Consider the following 25,512-nt stretch of genomic DNA (forward strand, 5'->3'; position numbering starts at 1 on the left):
ATTGGTCGATGGCAGCACACTCACAATCGCCGGCAACCATATAAAATCCTATAAAAAATCTAACACTACAGGCGTTCAAAAAACAAATGAGTTCTCCCTCTCCCTCTCGCCCAGCGATTCGGAAAATCACATTTCCACACACCTACTGAAAGCAGGATATACACGAAAAATCATCAGCAACGAAACAGGCCACCTGAAAATCCACTATTCCAAACAAGGTAACACTGTTATTGGTGCCACCTTTGCAGCACAAAACAGCTAAAGCAAAACCGACACCATTGCAACACTGTACTGGCAAGAATAAAACACCACAAAGAAGAATTGAGACCGATAATATCGCCATGAAATGCTATGAAACTACACACTAACATTAAGTTAACAATTGGCTGGTGCCTTTCCCTTAGCTCCAAGCTTTTCAAGAATGCGCCAACTGCCACCGTCGCAGTGCAAGTTGCAACCTTGGCGAGTCAGTCCTTCTTATTACTTGCCTTCTTTTTACCAATCAAGGTAATCATTCTAATTGGCGCAGAAAAAATACCACATTATTTTCCTGAATCATTCCAGACTGTAGAATTCGATCAGCTTATTATTATTTTAAGCACTGCGACGGCACTCTGTTATTCAATGCACCTTGCCTTTGAGCGAGTGATTGCCAAATGCTGTAGCAATGGGGCAAAAAAAATACTTAGCAAAAACTCAAAGCTTTATCTATTTCACAACCAAGACACCGTAGCAATTCAAGCCTATTCTCGATTCACTAGAGCAATAGCTTCAGCACTGTTTTTCACCCTCAGCCTAGCAACCTTAACAATATTTTACAAAAACCTGGCTATATTCATCTGCGGCTACATCGTTTTCACTGCCAGCCTGACAATACTTTTCTACAACTCCAGCCAACACATCAGAAACCTGCTAAATGCAAATCACAGCAGTGCAATAAATTTGCTTGGCACCATCGGTTTCTTTTTAGGATTCTTCTATCTCGTCGCAGACTTCCTGTACCTCTCCCCCCCCCAAAACCTCAACGCCATCATTGCCATTCTCATTCTACGCCAAGGGCTTCAGCGCTTAACAGGAATGCTTCAAGCCATTGTTGCACTTCGCTTGCAGTACCGAAAAATCAATGCCCTCCTGTATCACGCGCAACCTCTGATTGAAGAAAAAACATACAGCAGTGACTCACTCAATCAATTACTCACGCCTGAAAACAGAAAAAACCGGCTCAAAGAGATTTTCGCTCAAGCTGGAATCTTAGGTTCAGACACACTTGAAGAAAGCTGGCACCCACTGGGCATCCATGATATCTATGCATTCAATGTAAGCCTCTGGGTGAAGGACAAAAAGCACGACTACTTAATTAAAATTTTTGACGCCCGCAGTTCCGCCCTGGCTGAACAAGAACGCTTGCTTCTTAGCCTGCAAAATGGATTACCCACACTCGAATGGCTCGGAAATTTCAAGTCAGCTGAGCTCGACTGTCACATACTTAAACTTGATGGTCGCACCAACGTAACTCGCCAGCAGATAGGCCTCGGGCTTTTGAGCACAGCAAAACAACTCTTACGTCTCGAGCCAAATCCGACATTACAGCTACGCTTTTCTCGTTCCCATCTGTGCTTAGAGCAACGGCTCTGCGCAAAATCCACCATGGGGCTTCGCTTTGCCTGCTCAACGCCTGAGGACAAGGCCAAGGTAGAGTTGCTAGAGCAATCGTTCCCGTTGATTCTCTCACGGCTTGAGAAGCTCCCTCGGCAGATCATCTGCCTCGGCACAACATCTGAGACGATTTTAGTATCCGAGAACCAGTGCTTCTGTATCAGTCACTGGAGCAATTGGCGCATTGAACCATTGGGTTCAAATTGGCCAATTTGCGAAATCACTCAGTTGCGCGATGCAGTCGAGCATATTCGTATTGCACGCCCAGCAGCCCGCGACACCAGCACCCAAGACGTTGTTTTGGCGGCACTTATGTTCACCTACGAGTATTTCGTATCCAGGAAGAATTACGCAGCAGCACTCGCATTGCTCCATGACATATTGGAATGCCTCCCCTCTTCGAATAGCTTGCAAAGCCCGCGAGAGGTAAACACATGACACGTATAGCCATGATCGTCTGGAATGAATTTCGCCACGATGCGAGAGTATTGAAAGAAGCGCAAACACTGCGAGCGGCAGGGTATCAAGTGTGCGTATTTGCTCTCCACACGCCAGGTATCACTGAGCAACATCAACGATTGGAAAGTGGCATTGAGGTCCGGCGCATTGCCCGCAGCCCATTGTGGAAATTGCGCAAACGCAATGTACAAAGCCTCCCTGCATTTTCATCTACAGGATCAGGCCCCATCGGGCCAATAAGCCTCAAGCAGCAAATCCTAGGTATCGCCGCACGCACTTGGACGCACCTGAGCTTGATCTACCATATGGTTCGATTCCGCGCCGACGTTATTCATGCTCACGACGTAAATACACTGCCTACGGCCTGGGTCGCAGCGAAACTCAGTCAGGCAAAAATAATTTATGACGCCCATGAAATCGGCACCAGTCGTGAGGGTTACGGCAGCTTTCGCACACTGGTTGGGCGGGTGGAAAAATGCCTGATGCCGCGCGTCCATGGTTCAATCACCACAACGGACGCCCGCGCCAAATTCTTTGCCCGGGCCTACGGTGTCGCACGCCCGATGGTGTTGCAAAATCGCCCCCGACTGACCCACGTTCCCGCGGGCGAAAAAATTCGTCAAACACTCGGGCTCAGCCAACCGTGGCCGATCATTCTTTACCAAGGTGGACTGCAACAAGGTCGTGGCTTGGAGAAGCTGCTGCATGTGGCCACACAGGTACCCGGGGCTTACTTCGTATTCATCGGTGGCGGCCGACTCAGCCAGGCCCTCCAGGCGTTAAGCCAACAGCTGGGTCTGCTGGACAGAGTGCGCTTCATTCCAACGGTATCGTTAGCCGAATTACCTACGTATACCGCATCGGCAGATATTGGTGTTCAACCGATCGAGAACACATGCTTCAACCACTTCACTACCGATTCGAACAAACTCTTTGAATACCTGATCGCAGGCTTGCCTGTGGTCGCTACAGACTTCCCGGAAATCCGCCGGGTTGTTCGAGATCATGATGTGGGTTGCCTGGTTCCGGCCAACAATCAAGTGGCATTGGCCCATGCACTGAATCGCCTGGTGGCCAATCCGACACTACGCAAGCGCTACGCAAGCAATGCTCGAATTGCCGCCCAGCGGTTGAACTGGGAAACTCAAGAAGGCCAGTTGACGGATTTGTATCAGCAGATTCTGTCATCGCAGGCTAAATACTTGGATGGGCAGCCATGATCACGCGCATTCTGGTGCTGAGCTACTATTATCCACCGGATCTTTCTGCTGGCGCTTTCAGGGCTCAAGCACTAGTCAGGGCCCTGGTCGCAGAACTGGGCGACCAGCTACAGATAGATGTGGTAACGACACAACCAAACCGTTACCACAGTTATACCGCAGACGCCGCAGCCAATGAGTCCATTAGCGGTGTTAATGTACGTCGGATTAGCGTTTCTTCACACCAGAGTGGCTTCCTTGACCAGTCCCGCGCATTCGCCACTTACGCTTTAAGTGCACGACGCCTGGTCACGAATAGTCGCTATGATCTGGTAGTCGCTACTTCATCGCGCCTAATGACTGCAACGCTAGGTGCCATACTGGCCCGGCGTTGCCAAGCCCGGCTGTACCTGGATATTCGCGATATCTTCGTCGACATGCTGCCGGAACTGTTTTCAGTAAACACCGGGAAGCTGGTGGCCAGACTCTTTTCCCCTGTAGAACGCTGGACTATTCGCCAGGCAGCACGAGTCAACCTGATTTCTCCCGGTTTTTCTTCATACTTCAACAACCGCTATCCAAACAAGGAATTCTCGCTTTACTCCAATGGTGTGGATGACCTGTTTCTAAGCAGTCCACTCTTCACTGCACAAATGCCAGTAGCGAAACGCAGAAAACGGTTGCGGGTTGTTTATGCAGGGAATATAGGAGCCGGACAAGGTCTAGACCTGATACTGCCGGAACTGGCCAACCGACTGAGCCAAACAGTCGAATTTCAGGTCATCGGTGACGGAGGTGCACTGCACAAACTGGAACGTGAACTTGAACAGGCCAAGGTCAGGAACGTTGTCATCACGCCGCCCATGAGGCGCGAACGATTGCTACAGGCTTATCATGAGGCAGACGTATTGTTTTTGCACCTCAACAACCTAAAAGCCCTTCAGCGTGTGCTGCCCTCAAAGATTTTCGAGTATGCCGCCACCCATAAGCCCATATGGGCAGGCCTCACAGGGTACTCCAGCCAGTTCGCGATTGAGAACATCAAGAACGTGGCACTGTTCCAGCCGTGTGACATCAATGGTGCAGTGCAGGCTCTGGAGACGCTCCGCGTACAGCCGACCTCCCGAGAGGAGTTCGTTAGGCAATTCTCCCGAAGCACAATCATGCAACGTATGGCCAAGGATGTACTGCACACTTCCTCATGCTGGCACTAAAAAGCAAACGCCCTAGCCAAGTACTTCGGCCAGGGCGCCACGTTTATCCACTTTACCGGGACACTCTCTAAATACGCCCTTCCCGCTCCTTGAGGTCATAACGATCAAGGTTCATCACCTTGTTCCAGGCCTTGATGAAGTCGCGTACGAAGATCGCCTGCGAATCGGTGCAGGCATAGCTCTCCGCCAGCGCCCGCAGTTGCGAGTTGGAGCCGAACACCAGGTCCACCACCGTGCCGGTACGCTTCAGATCGCCCGAGGTGCGATCACGACCTTCGATCACGTTGCCATCCGCCGCAGACTTCTGCCATTTCGTGCGCATATCCAGGAGGTTGACAAAGAAATCGTTGGTCAGTGCACCCGAACGGGTGCTGAACACACCATGCTTGGCCTGGCCATAGGTCGGGTCCAGTGCACGCAAGCCACCCACCAGCACAGTCATTTCAGGTGCCGTCAGGTTCAACAGGTTGGCGCGGTCCACCAGCAGTTCCGCCGGTGAGCCCTCTACCCCAGCCTTCACATAGTTGCGGAAGCCATCGGCCTTGGGCTCCAGTACGGCAAACGCTTCGACATCAGTCTGCGCCTGCGACGCATCGGTACGACCCGGCGAGAATGGCACGTTGGCCGTGACCCCGGCGTTCTTGGCCGCCGCTTCCACCGCCGCACAACCGCCCAGTACGATCAGGTCAGCCAGCGAGACCTTCTTGCCACCCACCTGCGCGCTGTTGAACGCCTGCTGAATCGCTTCGAGCTTCTGCAGCACCTTGGCCAGTTCTGCCGGCTGGTTCACCTCCCAGTCCTTCTGCGGTGCCAGGCGAATCCGCGCACCATTGGCCCCACCACGCTTGTCGCTGCCACGGAAGGTCGACGCCGACGCCCACGCCGCGCTGACCAGTTGCGAAATCGACAGGCCGGATGCAAGCACGCTGGCCTTGAGCGCCGCAATGTCCTGAGCATCGATCAGCGGATGGTCCACTGCCGGTACCGGGTCTTGCCAGATCAGCTCTTCTTGCGGCACCTTCGACCCAAGATAGCGGGCGATCGGCCCCATATCGCGGTGCGTCAGTTTGAACCAGGCCCGCGCAAAGGCATCGGCAAACTTGGCCGGGTCGGCCATGTACTCGCGGGAGATCTTCTCGTAGATCGGGTCCATGCGCATCGCCATGTCGGCGGTGGTCATCATCGGTGCGTGGACCTTCCGGCTCGGGTCGCCGGCATCCGGGACGGTGTTGTCCCCCGTATTGCCTTTGGGCTTCCACTGGTTCGCCCCGGCCGGGCTCTTGGTCAGCTCCCACTCATAGCCGAACAGGTTCTTGAAGTAGCCGTCATCCCACTTGATCGGGTTGTTGGTCCAGGCGCCCTCCAGGCCGCTGGTGGTCGCATCGGTGCCCACGCCGCTGGCGTGGGTGTTTGCCCAGCCGAGCCCCTGCGCCTCGATATCCGAGCCTTCAGGGTCGCTGCCCACCAGGCCCGGGTCACCGGCACCGTGGCATTTGCCGAAGGTGTGGCCACCGGCGGCAAGGGCCACGGTTTCCTCATCGTTCATGGCCATGCGGGCGAAGGTTTCGCGGATATCACGCGCCGAACCTAGCGGGTCGGGTACACCTTCCGGGCCCTCCGGGTTCACGTAGATCAGGCCCATCTGCACCGCCGCCAATGGGTTGGCGAGCTGGCGATCACCGCTGTAGCGTTCCTTGCCGCCGTCTTCACCCCCCAGCCACTTGCGCTCGTTGCCCCAGGTGATGGAATCGTCCGGCTCCCAGGTGTCAGGCCGACCGCCGGCAAAGCCGAACGTCTTGAAGCCCATGGACTCCAGCGCCACGTTGCCGGTCAGCACGATCAAGTCGGCCCAGGACAGCTTGCGGCCGTACTTCTGCTTGATCGGCCAGAGCAGGCGCCGGGCCTTGTCCAAGTTGCCGTTGTCCGGCCAGCTGTTGAGCGGGGCAAAGCGCTGGGCGCCGGTGCCGGCGCCGCCGCGCCCGTCGGCAATACGGTAGGTGCCTGCGGCATGCCAGGCCATGCGGATGAAAAACGGCCCGTAGTGGCCGTAATCCGCTGGCCACCAGTCCTGGGAGTCGGTCATCAAGGCGTGCAGGTCCTTGATCACGGCATCCAGGTCGAGGGTCTTGAATTCGTCGGCGTAATTGAAAGCGGTGTCCATGGGGCTGGACAGAGGGGAATGCTGCTGGAGGATCTTCAGGTTGAGTTGATTGGGCCACCAATCCTGGTTCGTGGTGGCCTTGGGCATCCCGCCGCCCGAGAACGGGCACTTCGCATCATTTGACATAGCGCGCTCCTCATTCTTGTTTTTTAGCTAAACACGATGCTTGAGCTTGGATTCGGATTGGCAATCCGGCAAATCGGTTTTTGTGATGGGCTCGATAGCCGCGCTCACTGAGCGCGGGTACGTGAGCCAACTACTTGATCCGGCGGGTTTCTCGGGAGGGGGTGTAGCCAAAATAGGCGCTGTAGCATTTGCTGAAATGGCTAGGCGAGACGAAGCCGCAGGCCACGGAAACCTCGACCTGGGACAGTTCCGTGTGCTGCAGCAGGCGCCTGGCCTCGGTAATGCGCAGCTCCATGTAGTAGCGCTGCGGCGTGGTGCCCAATTGCTCCTTGAACAATCGCTCCAGCTGGCGGCGTGAACGGCCGGCGTAGACGGCCAGTTGCTCCAGCTCCAGCGGCTCCTCCAGGTTGGCGTCCATCAGCTTGACCACTTCGCGCAGCGGCGCACTGACTGAGGCGTGCAACTCGGGTTTGATCCGCCGATAACGTGACTCTTCAAAGGCCAGGATGTCCTCGATGCCTTCGACCAGAGCCTTGTCATGCAGGCTCTTGATCCAGGCCAGCGCCATGTGGAAGGCGCCAGCCGGGCTGGAGGCGCTCAGGCGGTCGCGATCCACGACAAAGGCGGCGCTGGTGACGTGGGTCACCTTGGCGATTTCCGCCAGGGCTGGCCGATGCTCGGGGTGAATCGCGCATTGATAGCCTTCCAGCAACCCGGCAGCCCCGAGGAACCATGCGCCGTTCCACAGCCCGGCCAGCGTGATGTGCTGCTCGGCCGCCGCCTTGAGCAGGCTGACCAGCGCCTCACTGGCCTCAAGCTCGGTGCGATAGCCGCCACACACCACCAGCAAGTCCAGGCCCTGCAGCGTCGCCAGGCTGATCTGTGCATCCGGCCGAATCACCAGGCCCAGGTCGCTGACCACCTCGCCCTCGCCCAGCCCCAAGGTACAGGGCGCAAACAGGTTGGGCCGCAGCAGGTTGGCCGTGACGATGGTATCCAGCGCCTGGGTAAAGGCCGGCAGGGAAAAATGCTCCAGCAGCAGGAAGCCTGCGCGGGTCGGGCGTTCAGGAGCGCTGTGCTGCGCGTCCAGGTAACGCAGGTTCTTGCCCTGCATGCCCCCGCTGAATTGGCGTCGTTCAGTCAATGTTCGCCTCGCTTGTTGTTATTACGAACACATTGCCTTCCCTTGAATAGCAAAGTCGAAATTCTCCACTGCTGCTCGTCTGCCAGCAACCACAAGCGAAGGTTTTCCGGGCAGTGCGCAAGCGCCTCCTATACTCAGGCGTCCGCACGGCAGTCCGTGTACTGAACACCCCCTTACACCCCCTGCAAGGAGATCAGACATGACCATTAGAATCGGCGACGAAGCGCCGGATTTCACCGCCGACACCACTGAAGGCCCGATCCACTTCCACCAATGGATCGGCGACAAATGGGCGATCCTGTTCTCCCATCCCAAGGACTTCACCCCGGTCTGCACCACCGAGCTGGGCTATGTGGCCCGCCTCAAGCCCGAGTTCGACAAACGCAATACCAGGGTCATCGGGCTGAGCATCGACCCGGTCAGCGACCACCATGCCTGGGTCGGTGATATCGCGGAGACCCAGGGCCATGCCGTCAACTACCCGATGATCGGTGACGAGAACCTGGTGGTGGCCAAGCTCTACGACATGATCCACCCCAACGCCAGCGGCGGTTCGCGCAGCGCGGTAGACAACGCCACCGTGCGTTCGGTGTTCATCATTGGCCCGGACAAGAAGATCAAGGCCATGCTGATCTACCCGATGAGCGCCGGGCGCAATTTCGACGAGGTGTTGCGCCTGCTCGATGCGCTGCAATTGAATGCCAAGCACACAGTGGCCACGCCGGTTAACTGGAAGCCGGGGGACGACGTGATCATCCCGACTTCGGTGTCGGATGAAGATGCCCGCAAGAAGTACCCGGAAGGCTTCAAAACCCTGAAACCCTATCTGCGCACGGTGCCTCAGCCCAAGTGACGCGTGTGTGGGGCGCCTGGTCGCCCCACTACTTGCTCAGCGCAAGACCATTGCCGCCGCTGCTGCCAGCATGATCGCCGCCGCCCCGGGCGGTGATGTCGACTTCCTGCTGATGCATTTGCCGAATTTGCCATGTCGGTGGCCCGGCGCTTGCCGGGCATCAAGAAAATGCGGAGTATGTTCGTGCTCAAGGAAATCAAGCCGTTCGTATCGTTCCCGGTGAAACGCGCCCTGGACATTTGAAACTTCAACCTTATGGATGAGTACCCGCACATGCGTGAAAGAAAATCAGCCCGGCTCCTGGCGGTGAGCCCTGCTCGCAACGTCCTGCTGTTCAGGTTCGTACACAAGGAGGAGCAAGCGGGTGTGTTCGAGCCGGCCAGCCTGGCTGAACGGGAGGCGTCATGATCACGGTACGGCAGGTAGTGCCTGCTGAATGGGCGCTGTACCGGGATCTGCGCCTGCAAGCACTGCGTGACGCACCGGATGCGTTCGGCAGTACCTATGAAGCAGAGGCGCAACGGTCAGACGAACTTTGGTCGGCGCGGGTCGCGGCTGCGTTTGATAGCGGCAGGGACCGGGCTTTTTTTGCGCGCAATGGCGCTGCCGTGTGCGGCTTGGTCTGGTGCAAGGTGTCCGCCACTGAAGCCACAGTAGCCGAGGTTTTCCAGATGTGGGTCGAGCCTGCTTCGCGTGGCAGCGGCGCCGGGCGTGCCCTGCTGGCAGCGGCCGTCGCCTGGGCGCAAAGTGTCGGTGTGCGTGGTGTTCGGCTGGGGGTCACCACTGGCGACAGCCCTGCCACGCGCCTGTACACGGCGCAAGGCTTCCGCCCGGTGGGTGACCTGGAGCGCCTGCGCGAGGCTTCTGAACTGATGGCCCAGACGATGGTGCTGGAGTTGTCAGCACGCTGATTTGCCAGCAGTACCGGCCACATCGCTGGCAAAGCCAGCTCCCACCCTGATCAGTGGCATCCCCGATCCATTGTGGGAGCCGGCCTTGCCGGCGATTGGCCAGCGACGCGCACGTCTGCACAGCAGCCACAGCTTTTAGCCAACAGCTACCACGCCTGACCACGGCGCTTGACGTCCAGGCGGCGGATGAACTCCTCCAGCACCAAGCCATACAAATCATCCTTGAGATAAGCATCCTCGATCCCGGCATCAAGGTTGGGATTGTCGTTGACTTCGATCACCACGACCCGATCACCACATTGCTTCAGGTCCACCCCATACAACCCGTCACCGATCAGGTTGGCCGTGTTCACCGCCAGCTCCACCACCGCCCGTGGCGCCTCATGCACCGCCAAGGTCCGGCACTCACCATTGATCTCCCCCGCCTGGGCCTTGTGGTTGTAGATTTGCCAGTGCCCCTTGGACATGAAGTACTGGCACGCATACACCGGCTTGCGGTTGAGCACACCTATGCGCCAGTCGTACTCGGTGTAGAGGTACTCCTGGGCCAGCAACAGCACCGAATGCTCAAACAACTGCGCCGCAGCCAACGCCATGGCCTGCTGGCTCTCCACCTTGATCACGCCCTTGGAAAAACAGCCATCGGGGATTTTCAGCACCAGCGGGAAACCCAGGCGCTCAGCGACCTGCGCCATCTCCTCGGGGCGATCCTTGTAGAGGATTTCACTGCGCGGCATGCTCAAGCCATGGCTCTTGAGCAAGTCATTGAGGTAGACCTTGTTGGTACAGCGCAGAATCGAAGCCGGGTCGTCCATTACCACCAGCCCTTCGCTCTCGGCCTTCTTGGCAAAGCGGTAGGTGTGGTTGTCGACACTGGTGGTTTCGCGGATCAACAGCGCATCGTATTCGGCCAGGCGCGCGTAGTCTTTCTTCTCGATCAACTCCACGTCCACGCCCAGGCGCCGCCCCACTTCGATGAACCGGCTCAGCGCCTTGGCGTTCGATGGCGGCAAGGCCTCCTGCGGGTCGTGCAGGATGGCCAGGTCGTAGCGGAACAGCCGTTTGGAGCGCGGCTGACGCCAGATCTTGCGGCTGAAGCCATCCAAGGCCAGCGCAAAATCATCCTGCTGAGCACCGCGCAAGCGTGTCAGGGCCCCCGCCTTGATGCCGGTGATATGCCAATGCTCGCGCTTGCGAAACTCCACCAGCAGAATCGGGCAGGGGAATACATCAAACAATTGCCGGGCCAACTCTTGCAACGGCTGAAGTTCGGTCTGGCCAAAGTACAAACTCAGGGTGAAACTTTCCGTGTCGTCATACGGGTGGTCATGCAGGGCATGATCAAGGCTTTTGTCCAAGTCATCCAGGGCAAGCCCGTAGAGTGACTTCCTGGTTAACTCACTGATGGTTTTAACCGACGGGATTACGTTGTGCCCGCGCGCCTCGGCCAATAACGAACAATAGTAACCCTGCCCCAGATACTTATAACTACGGCACAGATTGATGACCTGCACCCGTTTGCCGCCTGTGGCCTGAAGGGGTTTTTCCAGGTAGTCCTGCGCCGTGACCAGATCTTCGCTCGGGAAGTAGGACGCCCAGTCCTCCAGGCGTTCGACGATGATCACCAACTGGCTCTGGGTAGCCGGCAGGGGTGTCATCAGCGGTCGAAGAGGCATTGCCGAAGCGGGCGATTGAGTTGATACTTCAAACGTTTTCAGCGGTACCGCAGCCATGGGTAATCGATCCTTGGGAAACCAGTCCTTTCTATAAAGCACAGGCTTTTTTGAAAGTCCCGTTTCGTTACTCACTCTTTACGGTCGCCGCCATGGACTTTATATATCGACGCGCAGAGCTCACCGATATCGCTGAACTTCTGCACTTGGAACAACAGTGTTTTGCACAGGATCGGCTGAGCGCCCGCCAGTTTCGCTGGATGCTTTGCCGCGCCAATGCCTGGCTGCTGGTCGCCCAGGCCGGTACGCAGTTATCGGGATATGCCCTGGTGCTGTTTCGCCGCCGGACATCACTGGCCCGCGTGTACTCGTTGGCGATTGCCGCCAGTGCCCGTGGCCAGGGCCTGGGCAAACGCTTGCTGAGCCTGGCCGAAGACCACGCAAGGCAGCGCCATTGCACGGCCCTGCGCCTGGAAGTACGCACGGACAACCCGGTAGCCATCGCCCTGTACGAGCGTCATGGCTACCGTTGTTTTGCCCGCGTGGAGAGTTTTTACCAGGACCACACCCCGGCACTGCGCTACGAGAAGCGCCTGGGTGCCGACGTGTCCGCCATCAGTCCAGATCTGCTGCGCTGTGCCGTTCCGGCACCTGGCTCGCTTCATCACCCCAGGTCCGGTTGACCCGCTGCCCGCGCATCACCGCCGGGCGCTTGGCAATCGCCTGCGCCCAGCGCTGTACGTGGGTGTACTCGTGCACGCTGAGGAACTCCGCCGCCGAATACTGGTTGCCCACGACCAACTGGCCATACCAGGACCACACCGCGATATCGGCGATGGTATAGCTGCCGCCGGCCAGGTAGGCACTCTCGGCAAGGCGCCGGTCCAGTACGTCCAGCTGGCGTTTCACTTCCATGGTGAAGCGGTTGATCGGGTACTCGAACTTCTCCGGCGCGTAGGCATAGAAATGCCCGAAGCCGCCCCCCAGGTAAGGCGCCGAGCCCATCTGCCAGAACAGCCAGTTGAGTGTCTCGGTACGCCCGGCCAGGTCAGTGGGCAGGAACTCGCCAAACTTCTCCGCCAGGTACAGCAGGATCGAGCCGGACTCGAACACGCGGATGGCCGGCGACGCAGTGGTGTCGAGCAATGCCGGGATCTTCGAGTTGGGGTTGACCTCGACAAAGCCGCTGGAGAACTGCTCACCCTCGGTGATCCGGATCAGCCAGGCATCGTACTCGGCACCGCTGTGCCCAAGCGCCAGCAGCTCCTCCAGCAGGATGGTGACCTTCACGCCATTGGGCGTGGCCAGCGAGTAGAGCTGCAAGGGTTGCTTGCCAACCGGCAGCGCTTTTTCGTGGGTCGGCCCGGCGACAGGCCGGTTGATGTTGGCGAACTCGCCACCGTTAGGCGCCTCGTGGCGCCAGACCTTGGGCGGAACATAGGCTGCTTTGCTCATGAAGCCGATCTCCTGGTTGGGCTGGAGGGCTAACTTACGCCAACTGTCCCGGCGCTGGCCAACCCTTCTTGGCCAAGGCCGCGCTAGAAGTCATAGCGCGCCGTCACCCCCAGCGTTCTCGGGGTACCGAGCACACCGGTGTAGGCGCCGTTGGGCGAGTTCCACAGGGTGGTGTAGTAGGTTTTGTCGAAGGCGTTTTTCAGCCACAGCGAAACGTCCCACTGGCCATCGCCCAAGTCCCCTCGCACCCCCGTCGACAGGTTGACCAGCGCGTAGCTGGGCAACTGCGCAAAGCGCGAATCGTCCACGGTGCCGACCGCGTGCGAGCGGAACGCGTAGCTGGCGTTGACGTAGGGGCGCACGCTCTCCAGCTGCCACTCGTAGGTGCCGTTGCCATTGATGATCCATTTTGACGCCCCTACCACCGCATGGCCACTCAGGTCACAGGAGGCCGGCGCCCCCGGTTGCAGCGCGACCTCGGCCGGGCAAGGTGCATCGGCGTAGGACAGGTAGCGCACATCGTTGTACGAGCCATTGAGGTTGAGGGTCAAGCCGCGCACTGGCAGCAAAGTGGCCTCGAACTCCAGCCCCCGGCTGCGCACGGAACCGGCATTGGTCAGGTAGCTGGTGAGGTTGGCGTCATCGTAGGCGTTGGTCTGGTAGCCGTGAACCTCGGTCCAGAACAGGTTGGCGTTGAGCAGCAACTTGCGCTCCAGCAGGGTGCTCTTGATGCCCAGCTCGGCGTCGTTGGCCCGCTCACTGCCAATCAACAGGGAGTCCGCACCGGCGACCGGCGCACTGGCAACGCTGAGGTTCACCCCACCGGATTTCTCACCATGGGACAGCGAGGCATAGCCCATGACCTGGTCATTGAAGTGGTAGGCCAGGCTGACCAGTGCCGAGGGGCTGAAGCTGTACAGGTTGAGGTCGCCGGAGTCATAGGTGCCCAACCGCGCCGCACGTACCGTGGCCGCCGCGCCAGTCACCGTGGCGCCGCCCTGCGGGGCGAAGCGCCCTACCCTGGCTTGCTTGTGCTCGTAGGTGCCGCGCACTCCCAGCGTCAGGTCCAGGCGCGGCGCCAGGTGCCAGGTGCCTTGGGCGAACAGCGCGAAGCTGTCAGTGTCGATCTCGCCCTTGCCGATGCTGGTGACATTGTTCAGCGCACCTTGCGGGGTGCCATTCCAGGTGTCGGCCAGTGGGCCGTAGTCGGTGAAGACCTTGTTGCGCATCTCCTGGCGGAAGTAATACCCACCGAGCACGTAGTCGAACACCTCGCCAATCGGTGAGGCCAGGCGCAGCTCCTGGGAATACTGCTTGTCCCGAGCCGACTGGCCGACGTTGTACATCACCGGCACATTCAACTCGTCGTCGTTGCGCGGGGTGAAATCCCACCAGCGATAGGCGCTGATCGAGGTCAGGGTGTAGTCATTGGGCAGCGTCCAGTTCGCCTCCAGGGACGTGCCGCCCTGAAACACCTTGACGCTCTGCTCGGCATCCAGGTTGACCCTGCGCCCCTCCACCAGCGTCGCCCCCACTGCGGCGGCACGTTGCTCGTAGCGATTGATGCCGTTGATGGTCGGCCCGGTGCTGAACAGCGAGCGGGTGCCGGCGCTGGAATCCTCTTCGTTGTAATCGCCGATCCAGCGCAGATTGAACGCCTCGTTGGGCTCGAACAGCAGTTGCCCGCGAAAACCCTGCTTGGTGCCGCCGCCCAGCGTATGGCCGTCGTACGCATTCTCGACATAGCCGTTTTCCCGCGTGCGGTAGGCCGAGAATCGCCCGGCCAGGCCGGCGCTCAAAGGGCCGCCGATGCTGGCGTGGGTCTGCACATAGCCGTCCTCGCCCACGGAGCTGGCCACACTGCCTTCAGGGGTGAAGCCTGGCTTGCGCGTCGAGATGTTGAGCACCCCCGCCGTGGTGTTCTTACCGAACAACGTGCCCTGGGGCCCGCGCAGCAGTTCGAGCTGTTCGATGTCGAGCAAGTCGAACACCGCCATGCCCGGTCGCCCGAGGTACACGTTGTCGAGGTAGATGCCGGCACTGCCTTCCAGGCCATCGCTGGCCGGGTTGTTGCCCAGCCCACGAATCGACAGGCTCGATTGGCGGGCATGCATGAACGCGACGTTGAGGCTGGGCATCGCCTGTTGCAGGTCTTGCAGGCGGTACAGGCGCTGGTTCTCCAGGGTCTGCGCCGACAGCACGCTCATGGCGCTAGGCACTGCTTGCGCCTCCTCCACGCGGCGCCGTGTGCTGACCGTGACGGTTTGCAAGGTTGTGCCATCGCCTGCGGCTGCCGGGGCGCTGGGCGTGGGGGCAGCAAAGACCGGAAAGCAGGTCAGTGCGGCAATGGCAGGCATGAGGCTACGCAACGTACGCGCAAGTGGGTGCCGGGGAAAAGGCATGTTCATCAGGAACTCCAGTGATGAGTGAACCCTTCGCTGCGCGTGGTGTGCGTAAGCGTGATCGTGGTGGTTTGAGGGGGCGGCTGCGTCAGTCGCGCAGCCAGGGAATGTCCTGCGCCTGGTAGCGATGCGCGCGGAAGATGGCGTTGTTCTCGCCCGGCAGATACGCCCGCGAAGCGGCATCCGGGTAGGCGGCAAAATGCGGGTTGATGTACTCCCAGACCACCTCGCCGGCGCGGGTCACCTCGAACAGGCGGCCGAAGTTGGCTTCGGTGATCAGCGTGTTGCCGTTGTGCAGGCGCTGGGCGCCGCCCATGAACGGGGTGAAGAAGGCATAGCCCGGGGTGTCGGCGTATTGCCATTCGATTCGCTGGGCAATCGGGTCCACTTCAATCACCCGCGAATGCGGCATCGAGATGTTGGGCCGTGAGATGCCGTTGTCGAACACCAGGATGCGCCCGTCTTCCAGCTCGCTCGGGCAATGCTGCTGCGCCACCAGGTCATGGCCCAGGCGCCACAGCACGCGATTGCTGGCCTTGTCGACGGCGATCACCGACGACACGCTGCGCATGCTGAGGATGACCTTGCCATCGCGGCCCGGGGTCACCGCATTGGTCATCGGCCAGTGGTAGCGCTCGAAGCAGTCGTGCAGCGGGTAGTCCTCCGGGGCCAGGTGCTCCCAACTGCGCCATTGCCAGACCAGGTTGCCGGCGCGGTCGACTTCCTTGACCACATCGCCATAGATCGTGCCGTCGGCGGCTTCGCTGCCAGGTATGCCGCCGATCACCCGCGCCGCAATTGCTGCCGGCAACGGTTCGGCGGTGGTGTAGAGCAGGTTGCCGTTGGCCAGCCATTGCGCATCGTGGTGATGGCCCAGGTCGGTGTGCTGCCAGACCACCTCGCCCTGCGGGGTGACTTCAGAGAAGGCCCCGCCATGCCACACCGACCAGCCCGGGAACAGCTCGGGCGAGCCCGGATGATTGCCGTTGTAGCCGAGGTTGCCGTTGGCCAGCAGCACGGCATCGCGACCCGGACGCTGTGGCAGCTTCCAGCGGTGCACTTCCTCGCCTTGCAGGTTGATCAGGAACACATTGCCGTCTGCGGTTTGCGGGGCAAACAGGGTGTAGCCGCCGGCAGAGCGCTGCGGGTCTGCGCCGATCAGGCCGGTGGCGTGGCGTCTGAGGGTGGTGGTGTCGAGTGTGGACATGGCTTTTCTCCGGGTAAGCGTCGCCCTGCCGCGGTGTGCGGCATGGCTGTCGGGCGTGGGATCAGGGTTGGCTGGGCAGGCGGGCGTTGAAGCGGCTATCGAAATACACGTCCGCCTGTACCGCGCGAGGAATCAGCCGCGCTTCGACGAAGCGGTCGGCCAGGCGCTGCTGCAAGGCTGCCACGCGTGCATCCAGCGGCACGTACTGCAAGTGCTGTTGCGCGAGCATTTCCTGGACCAGTGGCAGCGGCAAGCGTGTCAACTCGGCCAGGTGCGCGGCCCAGGGTTCGGGGTTCGCCGTGGCCCAGGCCTGGGCGCGGGCCAGACGCTGGATGAAGTCGCCGAGCCGTTCGGCCTTGTCGGGGTCGTTCAGCGCGGCCTGGCTGGCGACGGTGAAGTTGAGCCCGGTTTCCGGCCACTGCGCCCCGTCCAGCAAGCGCGTGGCACCGCGTGAAGTGGCCTGGCCAACAAACGGGTACCAGACCGCCCAGGCATCCAGCTTGCCGCCGGCAAAGGCGTTTTGCGCATCGATCGGGCTGGCATAGACCACGTTGAGGTCGGTGATTTTCATGCCCGCCTGGGCCAAGGCGGCGAGCAGCAGGTAATGCCCGCTGGTGCCTTTGGCGACCGCGACCCGCTTGCCCTTCAGATCAGCAATCTGACGTACCGGCGAACCGGCCGGCAGCAGCAACGCATTGTTGTTCTGCGCGCCCTCGGCGGCTGCCACGATGCGCACATCGAAACCACCGGCCTGGGCAAAAATAGGCGGTGCATTACCCACTACTCCGACATCTACCGCTGCCGCATTGAGCGCCTCCATCAGCGCGGTACCCGCAACAAAGGGATGCCAGTCCAGGCGATAGGTCAGGCCCTGGTCCTCGCCCGAGGCGGCAAGCAGTGCCTGGATCAGGCCGCTCTGGTCGCCGACCTCAAGCTCTGTCGCCGCCCAGGCAGAACCGCCGAACAGCATCGCACCGAGCAGGACCACCTGAGACAACTGGCGACGAAGGCGCTTGGCAGCAAAAGACTTTATAGGCATCGTCGCAGCTCTCGAATCGGAAGATGGCTCCAGTATGTCCACCCCCTCTGCCCGCGACCATGTCAAACACCCCTCCTTTTCTGCCATACCTGCCCCGCGCACGATGGTGGTGCTGGCCTTCCCGGGCGCGCTGCTGCTCAATGCCGCCGGCCCCCTGGAAGTGTTTGCGGCAGCCCCACGGGTGTTGGCCGGCGAGATGGCAGAACACCCGCCCTATCGGGTGCTGCTGGTATCCCCGCGCGGGGGCGAGATCGAGACGATTTCAGGCATCAGCGTGTTGACCCGCTCACTGCTCGATGTCGAGCAGCAGGCCATCGATACGCTGATCGTGATCGGTGGGCCTGGAGTGACCCAGCTGGAGAGCGACCCGCAGGTCAACGCCTGGTTGCAACGCCGGGCGCCGGGCGCGCGGCGGCTATGCTCGATCGGCACCGGCGCGTTTGCCCTGGCCGCTGCCGGCTTGCTGGACGGGCGGCGGGTGGTCACCCATTGGCGTTTCGCCGATGCCCTGCAACAGGGCTATCCCGCCCTGAAGGTGGAGCGTGAAGCGTTGTACCTGCATGAAGGCAACCTGTGGACCAGCGGCGGTGCCTCGGCGGGCATCGACCTCGGGCTGGCCTTGCTCGAACAGGACCTCGGCCCGCATGCGGCGCTGGCACTGGCGCGCTACTTCACGCTGTTCCTGCGCCGCTCCGCCGAGCAGGCCCAGCTCAGTGCACCGCTCAAGGCACAGAGCGATGCCCTGCGCACCGACCGCGACCAGCGCCTGGTGCGCCTGCATGCCTGGATTGCCGAGAACCTGGACGCCGACCTGCGGGTGGAGCGCCTGGCGGAGCGCTTCGGCATGAGCCCGCGACACTTTGCCCGCGCCTATGCCGCCGCCACCGGCGGGACGCCCGCGCAAACCGTTGAGACCTTGCGCCTGGAGGCGGCCTGCCGCTTGCTGGAAACCAGCCATGAGCCGATCAAGCGCATTGCCGAGACCACCGGTTTTGGCAATGAAGAACGCATGCGCCGCAGTTTTCAGCGTCAGCTGGGCACCAGCCCGTTGGGCTATCGTTCGCAGTCGCGAGTGCAGCCCGCAAGCGATGAACATCCTGCTGCGGGGCAAACCGGGTATCGCTATCAGCCATCGCTGACGATCGCACTGGATCAGCTTGCGCGTTGATTGACGGACCTATCTGATCCGTATTTTTCACAGCCATCTGCGTCTGTTTTGATAACAGCTGGCGCCGGACAATAGCGCCCAACTCCGGTTGCACCGGAACCCATTGTTCAGGAGGTCATATGGCTAAGTTGGCGATTTTCGTGTTTGGTTTCCTGGCGCTGGCCGGCCTGATTGGTGCGCTGGGAACGATCTCCCCGCTGTAAGCAGTTTTCTCCCCCCCGGGGCCGCGTCGCGGCCCTTCGCCGGCAAGGCCGGCGCCCACGGATTGACCCTCAATTGAGCGGAAGTTTCTCCAGCGCCGCGCGCAACTCGGCCGAGCTGGCGAAGGCTTGCTGGGACACCAGTCGACCGTTTTCCAGTTGCAGCCACAGCACCTTGTCTACCTCACCCGGATAATTCGCCGCGACCTTGCCGTCACGGTCGAGCAGTACCCGGTAGCTGTAGTCGCGCATGGCCGGGATGGCGAACAGCTTGCCGATCAGGCTGGGCATGCCCTGGATGTCAGCGACGAACACGGTGTTGCGGGCGTCGAGGTAGCCCTTGGGCGAGTCCTGCAAGGCCGACTTGACCAGTTTGGCGCCGTCCATGTTGCGCGCGACCAGCACGGTGCGGGTCTGTTCTTGCAAGGTGTAGGGCTGGTCATGCTGATCGAGCAGGGTCCAGGGTGCGAGCTGATCGCCCACTTCCAGGGCCTGGGCGAACATCGGCGACAGGGCCAGCAGCAATGCTAAACGGTATTTCACATGACACCTCGGTTGGCTGAAAGACGGCTAGCTTAACTGTAAATGAAGCGTTGTAGCCGCTGCCGTGAGGCTGCGCTCGCCTGCATCGCAGGCGCGGCTGTTGGGAGCCCTGCGGACTCCAGCGCAGCCTGACGGCAGCGGCTACATCGCGGGGTTCAGTGCCGTGTTCAGGCCGACGCCAAACCCATCTGCCAGAAGTCCGCCTCAAGCCGCGACGCCTTGGCAAACGACGCCGCCAGTTCCTCGAAGCGTTGCTCGGTCATGCTGCGCGACGCCAATTCATCAAGATGCTTGCGCGCTGCCGCCGCCACGCTCTGGTAGCCCGGCCCCGCATACTCGCCAATCCACTCGCGATACGGATGCTCCGCCAACGCCTCGACACCCTCAGGCGTCAGGTTGCGGCCGATCTCGGCATAGCCGATCACGCACGGCGCCAACGCCACATGCAGGTCCAGCAAATCCCCCGCCGCGCCGCAATCGAGCACATAACGGGTATACGCCACGGTCGCCTGATGCTCCGGCGCCGACTCGATATCGCGCTGCGACAAGCCCCAACGCGCACACAGGCGCACATGCAGTTCGGTCTCATCGAGAATCGCCGCCAAGCCCGCCTGCGCCGCGCGGATATCCGCCGGGGTGCGGCTCTTGTAGGCGGCCAAGGCCCAGGCACGGGCGAACTGGATCAGGAACAGGTAATCCTGCACCAGGTACGTACGAAACGCTGCCTGGGGCAATGTCCCCTCACCCATCTGGCGCACAAAGGCGTGATCGACATAGCTGTTCCAGTCGTCCGCCGTGGCCGCCTTGAGCCGGTCAAAAATATCCATCACTCGCCCTCGACCGCATACACGGCATCAAAGAATTCGCGCTCAAGTGCCACCGTGCGCAGGAAGAAATCCTTACTGGTTGCCGCTTCTGCCGGGCCCACTCGGTCGAGCTCAGCGCGCAGGAAGGCAACGAAATCGCGGAAGAACGGATTGTCGTGCAGGGTGATCCACTCGGCGTAGACGAAGCTCTCCGGCAACGGTTGCGGTGCCTTGATCGCCCAGTCCAGGTACAACCATTCGGCCACGTTGAGCACCGCCAGCGCCGCCGCGTAGGAACGGGTGGCCGCCGCTTCGCGCATGATCGCCTTGAAACCCGCCGTGGGCAGGGTGTCGGGGGCGTCGTTGCGCTGTGCTTCGCTCACCCCCAGCGCTGCAAACGAGCGCAGGAAGTAGGTGTTCTCCTCGCCCGAGATCATCCCGGCAAAACGCCCCAGGCGCAGGCGCGATTCGAAATTGTCGGCCGTGGCAATCGCTGCACCCAGCAAGGTCAGGAAGCTGTCGAGGAAACGGTGGTCCTGCACCAGGTAATGGGCCATCACCGGGTCCGGCACGCTGCCGCTAAACAACTCGGTGACGAAGCGGTGGCCGACGGCTTGCGACCAGGTCGGCTCGCTCTGGCGGCGAAGGGATTCGGTAAAGCGTTCAGTCATCGTGCTGTCCTCGATGGGGCGACAGCGAGACCGATGCTGGTAGTCATGGAGCGGCCTCGCAGTGAGGCCGGCAAAAAGGCAGGCGCTAGATCCCATCCCTTCGCCGGCATGATCCGGATCAGGTTCGAAGGGTCACCGCGCTGCCTGCGCGTGCGGTTTCTCAGCCCTTTGCCGGGCTCCCCTTGGTGGCGGGAATCTATACAGCACGCCGCCACGATTGTCACGTCGATAGCCCAGGCCCTCGATTGCAGCCCTGCTTGCCAAATGCGCTCGGCCACCCGACAATGAGAGTCATTATCAAATAGTTCTGCATGGTCCGACTGCATGTCTACTGCCGATATCCCCCTGCAACACGCTGTGCACACGCTCTATCAGGACCATCACGGCTGGCTGTGCGGCTGGTTGCGCAAGCGCCTGGGCTGCGTCGAGCATGCCGCTGACCTGGCGCAGGACACGTTCATGCGCGTCCTCACCCTGCGCCAGGCCCACGAGGTGCGCGAACCTCGCGCCTACCTGAGCACCATTGCGCGCAGCCTGATGATCGACATGATTCGTCGGCGGGCGCTGGAGCAGGCGTATCTGGAAACCCTCGCGGCGCTCCCGGAGCCGCTGGATATCTCCCCGGAAGAACGCGCACTGATCATCGAAACGCTGATCGAGATCGACACCCTGCTCGACGGCCTGGGTGGGCGCACCCGCGAGATTTTCCTGATGTCGCAGCTCGACGGCCTGAGCTATGTGGAAATCGGCCGGCGCCTGGATGTCTCGGTCACGACGGTGAAGAAACACGCCGCACGGGCCTTGACCCACTGCCTGCTGCTGCTCGAAGACTGAACCATGAAGACAGCCCCTCCCCTGGACCTCGCCACCCTGGAAGCCGCCGCCAACTGGTATGTCGACATGCGTTGCGAAACGCCTGACCCGCAAGTCTGCGCCGCACACCAACGCTGGCTGGAGCTGGACCCGCGCCATCAACAAGCGTGGAAACGCCTGCAACGCTTGCAGGACAAACTGGGGCAGGTCACCCCCGGCATCGGGCGCCCGACCCTGTCCAGCGCCCGCGCCAAGCGCCGCGAGGTGCTCAAGGTGCTCGCGTTGCTGGTGATGGCCGGGGGCGCCGGCACTCTGGGCTGGCGGACGACGGCGCTGCCCAACCTGCTCGCCGACCAACGCACCGGTACCGGCGAGCGCCGCCATGTGCGCCTCGACGACGGCAGCCAACTGGAGCTGAACAGCGCAACCTCGCTGAACATCCGCTACAGCGCGCAGTTGCGCGAGTTGCACCTGCTGGCAGGCGAAATACTCGTGCAAACGGCCCGTGATGCCCAGGCCCGGCCCTTCATCGTGCACACCGCGGCTGGCAGCATCCACGCCCTGGGCACGCGCTTCATCGTGCGCAGCGAAGGCGGCACGACCTCGGTCAGTGTCCAGGAGCATGCCGTCGAGGTGCGCCCTGCCGGTGCCGTCAACCAGGTACTGCGGGTCGATTCCGGCCAGCAACTGAGCTTTGCCGAAAGCCAGCTGGGTACGCTGCGCGCAGCCGACCCGCATGCCGATGCGTGGGTCCGCGGCATGCTGGTGGTCAGCGACTGGCCACTGGCTGATTTCGTCACGGAGCTGCAGCGCTATCACCCCGGGCATCTGGGCTACGCCAGCGATATTGCCGGGCTGCGCATTTCCGGGATTTTCAACCTGGGCAATACCGACACCGTACTGGACAACCTCACGCAAACCCTGCCGGTGCGTATCCGCCGATTCAGCCGCTACTGGGCGACGGTCGAGCGTGTGTGAGCCCACGGCAGATTTTTTTCGTTCGCCTGTTATCGATTACGTTTCTCGTTCGACTTGTTAGGCAGAGGCGCTACAGACGCCACCACCCACTGCCAACGGGCGAAAGGAAACCGCATGTCCCCTCGCAAGCCGCTTGTTCCCAATATCACCTCCCAGCGCGCCGCCACTCCCCTCGCACGGGCCATCCATGCCGCTGCACTGGGTGCGGCGTTGATCGTGCCACTGGCCAGCATCGGCTTCGCCTCGCCAGCCTGGGCACAGACCGTTGGCGAGCAGCAATTCGCCATTCCCGCAGGCTCCCTGGAGTCGGTGCTGACCCAGTTCGCCTCGACGGTGGGCATTACCGTTTCCTACGACCCTGCGCTGATGCAGGGGCGAAAATCCCCGGGGCTCAATGGTCGCTATGCACCGCAGCAGGCCTTGGCCGAGCTGCTTGCAGGCAATCCACTGCAAGCCGTGCAACACGCCAACGGCAGCTTCTCGCTGATCCCCGTGGCCACTGGCGATGCCGTGCTGCAACTGGACGCCACCAACGTTTCCGGCAAGCGCACCGAATCGGCCTACGGCCCGGTCGCAGGCTATGTCGCCACCCGCAGCGCCACCGGCACCAAGACTGACACGCCGATCCTGGAAATCCCCCAGACCATCAACGTGGTCACCGCCGACCAGGTGCAGACTCAAGGTGCGCGCAACCTCACCCAGGCGCTGCGCTACACCCCGGGCGTGGACGTGAACGGCTTTACCGATCGCAACAACATTGCCGACGAAATCACCAGCCGCGGCTTTGCGCCGACCCCGTTGTATCTCGATGGTGCCTACCTGCCCTACGCCGGCAGCCTCGGCGGCGCCCCGCAAGTCGACCCCTACACCCTGGAGCGCATCGAAGTGCTCAAGGGCCCGGCGTCGGTGCTGTACGGGCAGAACCAGCCAGGCGGCATCATCAACATGGTGTCCAAGCGGCCAACCACGGAACAACGCAACCAGGTCAAACTGGGCCTGGGCAGCTACAACCGGGTCAATGGCGCGATCGACAGCAGCGGCCCGCTGGATGAGCAAAAGCAGTTCAGCTATCGCCTCGTCGGCGTGGCCAAGCACGGCAACGACCAACTCGACCACACCAACAGCCAGCGCATGCTCCTGGCCCCCAGCCTGACCTGGGCACCGACCGATGAAACCCAGCTGACGGTGTACGCGCAGGTCCAGCGCGACGATGGCCTGGCCGATTACCAGGCGCTGCCGATGATCGGCTCACTCAAGCGCGGCCCCAATGGCCAGCGGATCGACCGCGATGCGTTTTTCGGTGACTCGCACTACAACGATTACAAACGGGACCAGTACGTCCTGGGCTATGACTTCACCCACGCCTTCAACGACGACCTGAAGTTCCGCCAGACCGCGCGCTACATCGACGTACGCGACCAGTACCGGGGCTTCTACCTGCGCGGCTTTGTCGTCGATGCCGCCGACGTCACCGACTACACCCAGGCTACCCGGGTCAAGCTGGACTGGCAGCAGCACAACACCGCCTACACCATCGATAACAACCTGGAGTACAAGTTCGCCACCGGCGCGCTTGAGCACACCACGCTGGTGGGGCTGGACTACCGCAACTTCAACCGCAAGTACAAAGGCTACAACGCTTATGGTGTTGCTCCGGTCGACCTGTACGACCCGACCAACTACCGCACCGACGACATCGTCCCGGCGTTCACCACCCAGTGGGACAACACCATTCGCCAGACCGGCCTGTACGTGCAGGACCAGATCAAGCTGGACCAGTGGATCCTTACCGTGGGCGGTCGCCAGGACTGGGCCGAGGTCGAGAACAAGGACCTGCTCGAACGCACCATCACCCAGCAGAACGACCAGAAGTTCACCGGCCGGGTCGGCCTGACCTACCTGACCGATTTTGGCCTGGCGCCTTACGTGAGCTATTCGCAATCGTTCCTGCCCTCGGTGGGCACCGGTGCGCCGGAGCGCGGCGCCAAGCCATTCAAGCCGACCGAGGGCGAGCAGTATGAGATCGGGGTGAAGTATCAGCCGACCGACAACACGCTGATGACCGCCTCGGTGTACCAGATCAAGCAGAAGAATGTGCGCACGGGCGACACCCTGTATCCGCAGTATGAAATCCAGGATGGCGAGGTGCGTTCGCGGGGCGTGGAGCTTGAGGTCAAGTCCAGCCTGGACAACCTCGACCTGATGGCGGCCGCGACCTACATCGACTCGTTCTACACCAAGAGCACCTATGGCGATCAGGGCAACCGTTCCGAGGCGCAGGCGCCGGTGGCTGCGATGGTCTGGGCGGATTACCACTTCCGTCAGGCGTTTCTCGATGGTGTGACGCTGGGGATGGGCGCGCGGTATACCGGGAGGAAGCCTGGCGACTCGGCCAACACCTTCGATGTGCCATCGTTCGTGGTGTATGACACCACCATCAGCTATGACCTGGGCCGGGTGGATGCCAGCCTGAAGGGCCTGCAAACCCGCCTGAACGTGCAGAACGTGTTTGATCGCGAGTATGTGTCGTCGTGCAACTATTCGTTCGGTTGCTACTACGGCCAGGAGCGCGTGGCGTCGCTGGAGATGTCTTACGACTGGTGATAGCTCTGGCACTTGTTTTTGTAGCCGCTGCCGAGAGGCTGCGCTGGAGTCCGCAAGGGCTCCCAAAAAGCTGCGCCTGCGCTGCAGGCGAGCGCAGCCTTACGGCAGCGGCTTGTATCTCGACTAACGCCTCTTTGGAGGCGATAGTTCTCGACTGACCCCGCAGGAGCAAATGTCGCGCACCGATTTTGTAGCCGCTGCCGACAGGCTGCGCCGGGGCTCCCAAAGGC

General features: G+C 61.0%; 20 protein-coding genes, 2 pseudogenes and 1 riboswitch. Of the genes and pseudogenes, 12 read left to right on the forward strand and 10 right to left on the reverse strand.

Annotated elements, in window-relative coordinates:
• Nucleotide 1 precedes the first annotated feature (1 nt).
• The 4 genes from M5G11_RS15515 to M5G11_RS15530 all read left to right on the forward strand — a co-directional run bounded on the left by M5G11_RS15515 (nucleotide 2) and on the right by M5G11_RS15530 (nucleotide 4,528).
• On the forward strand, nucleotides 2-262 hold the full coding sequence (locus M5G11_RS15515) for a hypothetical protein (RefSeq protein WP_273913618.1): 261 nt from the start codon (nucleotides 2-4) through the stop codon (nucleotides 260-262).
• A gap of 89 nt (nucleotides 263-351) precedes the next feature.
• The gene (locus M5G11_RS15520) at nucleotides 352-2,094 is read left to right on the forward strand and encodes a hypothetical protein (protein WP_273913619.1); all 1,743 of its coding nucleotides are present in this window, start codon (nucleotides 352-354) and stop codon (nucleotides 2,092-2,094) included.
• On the forward strand, nucleotides 2,091-3,335 hold the full coding sequence (locus M5G11_RS15525; protein ID WP_273913620.1) for a glycosyltransferase family 4 protein: 1,245 nt from the start codon (nucleotides 2,091-2,093) through the stop codon (nucleotides 3,333-3,335). Before M5G11_RS15520 ends, M5G11_RS15525 begins: the two co-directional genes overlap by 4 nt.
• Entirely contained in the window at nucleotides 3,332-4,528 is a 1,197-nt protein-coding gene (locus M5G11_RS15530; RefSeq protein WP_273913621.1) for a glycosyltransferase family 4 protein, read from the forward strand. The genes M5G11_RS15525 and M5G11_RS15530 overlap by 4 nt, the downstream gene beginning before the upstream one ends.
• Nucleotides 4,529-4,595: 67 nt before the next feature.
• Here the strand turns inward: M5G11_RS15530 and katG are convergent, their stop codons facing one another.
• The gene (gene katG, locus M5G11_RS15535; protein ID WP_273913622.1) at nucleotides 4,596-6,815 is read right to left on the reverse strand and encodes a catalase/peroxidase HPI; all 2,220 of its coding nucleotides are present in this window, start codon (nucleotides 6,813-6,815) and stop codon (nucleotides 4,596-4,598) included.
• 130 nt (nucleotides 6,816-6,945) lie between these two features.
• Nucleotides 6,946-7,929, reverse strand: a complete 984-nt coding sequence (locus tag M5G11_RS15540; RefSeq protein WP_273913637.1) for a GlxA family transcriptional regulator — start codon at nucleotides 7,927-7,929, stop codon at nucleotides 6,946-6,948.
• A 229-nt stretch (nucleotides 7,930-8,158) separates the two neighbouring features.
• On the opposite strand from M5G11_RS15540, the gene M5G11_RS15545 reads away from it, so the two are divergent.
• The 3 genes and pseudogenes from M5G11_RS15545 (at nucleotide 8,159) to M5G11_RS15555 (ending at nucleotide 9,723) form a co-directional block, all read left to right on the forward strand.
• Nucleotides 8,159-8,812 carry a peroxiredoxin gene (locus M5G11_RS15545; protein WP_273913623.1) on the forward strand — a complete coding sequence of 218 codons (654 nt, stop codon included), beginning with the start codon at nucleotides 8,159-8,161 and terminating at the stop codon, nucleotides 8,810-8,812.
• A 111-nt stretch (nucleotides 8,813-8,923) separates the two neighbouring features.
• Nucleotides 8,924-9,055 (forward strand): annotated as a pseudogene (locus M5G11_RS15550) (Lrp/AsnC family transcriptional regulator); the annotation flags it as partial.
• Nucleotides 9,056-9,216: 161 nt separating this feature from the next.
• Entirely contained in the window at nucleotides 9,217-9,723 is a 507-nt protein-coding gene (locus tag M5G11_RS15555; RefSeq protein WP_273913624.1) for a GNAT family N-acetyltransferase, read from the forward strand.
• A gap of 146 nt (nucleotides 9,724-9,869) precedes the next feature.
• Here M5G11_RS15555 and M5G11_RS15560 read toward each other — a convergent pair whose 3' ends face one another.
• A complete protein-coding gene (locus M5G11_RS15560) occupies nucleotides 9,870-11,456 on the reverse strand; it encodes a RimK family protein (RefSeq protein WP_273913625.1) in 1,587 nt (528 codons plus the stop codon).
• Between the two features lie 92 nt (nucleotides 11,457-11,548).
• On the opposite strand from M5G11_RS15560, the pseudogene M5G11_RS15565 reads away from it, so the two are divergent.
• Nucleotides 11,549-11,992, forward strand: a pseudogene (locus M5G11_RS15565) (GNAT family N-acetyltransferase); the annotation flags it as partial.
• Between the two features lie 19 nt (nucleotides 11,993-12,011).
• Here the strand turns inward: M5G11_RS15565 and yghU are convergent.
• From yghU to M5G11_RS15585, 4 genes are all read right to left on the reverse strand, one after another.
• Nucleotides 12,012-12,851: a glutathione-dependent disulfide-bond oxidoreductase gene (yghU, locus tag M5G11_RS15570; protein WP_273913626.1), complete on the reverse strand. Its 840-nt coding sequence runs from the start codon at nucleotides 12,849-12,851 to the stop codon at nucleotides 12,012-12,014.
• 83 nt (nucleotides 12,852-12,934) lie between these two features.
• Nucleotides 12,935-15,208, reverse strand: coding sequence for a TonB-dependent receptor (locus tag M5G11_RS15575; protein ID WP_273913638.1), 2,274 nt, complete (start codon nucleotides 15,206-15,208; stop codon nucleotides 12,935-12,937).
• A 133-nt stretch (nucleotides 15,209-15,341) separates the two neighbouring features.
• Entirely contained in the window at nucleotides 15,342-16,460 is a 1,119-nt protein-coding gene (locus M5G11_RS15580) for an aryl-sulfate sulfotransferase (RefSeq protein WP_273913627.1), read from the reverse strand.
• Between the two features lie 61 nt (nucleotides 16,461-16,521).
• A complete protein-coding gene (locus M5G11_RS15585; RefSeq protein WP_273913628.1) occupies nucleotides 16,522-17,499 on the reverse strand; it encodes an ABC transporter substrate-binding protein in 978 nt (325 codons plus the stop codon).
• Nucleotides 17,500-17,533: 34 nt separating this feature from the next.
• Between M5G11_RS15585 and M5G11_RS15590 the strand changes: the two genes are divergently transcribed.
• Entirely contained in the window at nucleotides 17,534-18,667 is a 1,134-nt protein-coding gene (locus M5G11_RS15590; RefSeq protein ID WP_273913629.1) for a GlxA family transcriptional regulator, read from the forward strand.
• A 272-nt stretch (nucleotides 18,668-18,939) separates the two neighbouring features.
• Here the strand turns inward: M5G11_RS15590 and M5G11_RS15595 are convergent, their stop codons facing one another.
• The 3 genes from M5G11_RS15595 to M5G11_RS15605 form a co-directional block, all read right to left on the reverse strand.
• On the reverse strand, nucleotides 18,940-19,410 hold the full coding sequence (locus M5G11_RS15595) for an FAD/FMN-containing dehydrogenase (protein ID WP_273913630.1): 471 nt from the start codon (nucleotides 19,408-19,410) through the stop codon (nucleotides 18,940-18,942).
• Nucleotides 19,411-19,577: 167 nt separating this feature from the next.
• Nucleotides 19,578-20,237, reverse strand: a complete 660-nt coding sequence (gene tenA / locus M5G11_RS15600) for a thiaminase II (RefSeq protein ID WP_273913631.1) — start codon at nucleotides 20,235-20,237, stop codon at nucleotides 19,578-19,580.
• Nucleotides 20,237-20,887, reverse strand: coding sequence for a TenA family protein (locus M5G11_RS15605; protein WP_273913632.1), 651 nt, complete (start codon nucleotides 20,885-20,887; stop codon nucleotides 20,237-20,239). Before M5G11_RS15605 ends, tenA begins: the two co-directional genes overlap by 1 nt.
• Nucleotides 20,888-20,965: 78 nt before the next feature.
• Nucleotides 20,966-21,080, reverse strand: a riboswitch (TPP riboswitch).
• 131 nt (nucleotides 21,081-21,211) lie between these two features.
• Between M5G11_RS15605 and M5G11_RS15610 the strand changes: the two genes are divergently transcribed.
• From M5G11_RS15610 to M5G11_RS15620, 3 genes are all read left to right on the forward strand, one after another.
• Entirely contained in the window at nucleotides 21,212-21,721 is a 510-nt protein-coding gene (locus M5G11_RS15610; protein WP_273913633.1) for a sigma-70 family RNA polymerase sigma factor, read from the forward strand.
• Nucleotides 21,722-21,724: 3 nt separating this feature from the next.
• Nucleotides 21,725-22,678 (forward strand): FecR domain-containing protein, encoded by a 954-nt coding sequence (locus M5G11_RS15615; RefSeq protein WP_273913634.1) that lies wholly within the window; start codon nucleotides 21,725-21,727, stop codon nucleotides 22,676-22,678.
• Between the two features lie 114 nt (nucleotides 22,679-22,792).
• Entirely contained in the window at nucleotides 22,793-25,282 is a 2,490-nt protein-coding gene (locus M5G11_RS15620) for a TonB-dependent siderophore receptor (RefSeq protein ID WP_273913635.1), read from the forward strand.
• The last annotated feature ends 230 nt before the right edge of the window (nucleotides 25,283-25,512 follow it).

Source organism: Pseudomonas fontis, assembly GCF_028656955.1.
Taxonomy (GTDB): domain Bacteria; phylum Pseudomonadota; class Gammaproteobacteria; order Pseudomonadales; family Pseudomonadaceae; genus Aquipseudomonas; species Aquipseudomonas fontis.

Bases quoted from the DNA above. Each gene is read 5' to 3' on its own strand.
- M5G11_RS15620 (WP_273913635.1), top strand. From the start codon at position 22,793: ATGTCCCCTCGCAAGCCGCTTGTTCCCAATATCACCTCCCAGCGCGCC.
- M5G11_RS15590 (WP_273913629.1), top strand. From the start codon at position 17,534: ATGTCCACCCCCTCTGCCCGCGACCATGTCAAACACCCCTCCTTTTCT.
- M5G11_RS15585 (WP_273913628.1), bottom strand. From the start codon at position 17,499: ATGCCTATAAAGTCTTTTGCTGCCAAGCGCCTTCGTCGCCAGTTGTCT.
- M5G11_RS15555 (WP_273913624.1), top strand. From the start codon at position 9,217: ATGATCACGGTACGGCAGGTAGTGCCTGCTGAATGGGCGCTGTACCGG.
- tenA (WP_273913631.1), bottom strand. From the start codon at position 20,237: ATGGATATTTTTGACCGGCTCAAGGCGGCCACGGCGGACGACTGGAAC.
- M5G11_RS15530 (WP_273913621.1), top strand. From the start codon at position 3,332: ATGATCACGCGCATTCTGGTGCTGAGCTACTATTATCCACCGGATCTT.
- M5G11_RS15520 (WP_273913619.1), top strand. From the start codon at position 352: ATGAAACTACACACTAACATTAAGTTAACAATTGGCTGGTGCCTTTCC.
- M5G11_RS15610 (WP_273913633.1), top strand. From the start codon at position 21,212: ATGTCTACTGCCGATATCCCCCTGCAACACGCTGTGCACACGCTCTAT.
- M5G11_RS15615 (WP_273913634.1), top strand. From the start codon at position 21,725: ATGAAGACAGCCCCTCCCCTGGACCTCGCCACCCTGGAAGCCGCCGCC.
- M5G11_RS15580 (WP_273913627.1), bottom strand. From the start codon at position 16,460: ATGTCCACACTCGACACCACCACCCTCAGACGCCACGCCACCGGCCTG.
- M5G11_RS15545 (WP_273913623.1), top strand. From the start codon at position 8,159: ATGACCATTAGAATCGGCGACGAAGCGCCGGATTTCACCGCCGACACC.
- M5G11_RS15575 (WP_273913638.1), bottom strand. From the start codon at position 15,208: ATGCCTGCCATTGCCGCACTGACCTGCTTTCCGGTCTTTGCTGCCCCC.
- M5G11_RS15540 (WP_273913637.1), bottom strand. From the start codon at position 7,929: ATGCAGGGCAAGAACCTGCGTTACCTGGACGCGCAGCACAGCGCTCCT.
- M5G11_RS15525 (WP_273913620.1), top strand. From the start codon at position 2,091: ATGACACGTATAGCCATGATCGTCTGGAATGAATTTCGCCACGATGCG.
- yghU (WP_273913626.1), bottom strand. From the start codon at position 12,851: ATGAGCAAAGCAGCCTATGTTCCGCCCAAGGTCTGGCGCCACGAGGCG.
- katG (WP_273913622.1), bottom strand. From the start codon at position 6,815: ATGTCAAATGATGCGAAGTGCCCGTTCTCGGGCGGCGGGATGCCCAAG.
- M5G11_RS15560 (WP_273913625.1), bottom strand. From the start codon at position 11,456: ATGGCTGCGGTACCGCTGAAAACGTTTGAAGTATCAACTCAATCGCCC.
- M5G11_RS15605 (WP_273913632.1), bottom strand. From the start codon at position 20,887: ATGACTGAACGCTTTACCGAATCCCTTCGCCGCCAGAGCGAGCCGACC.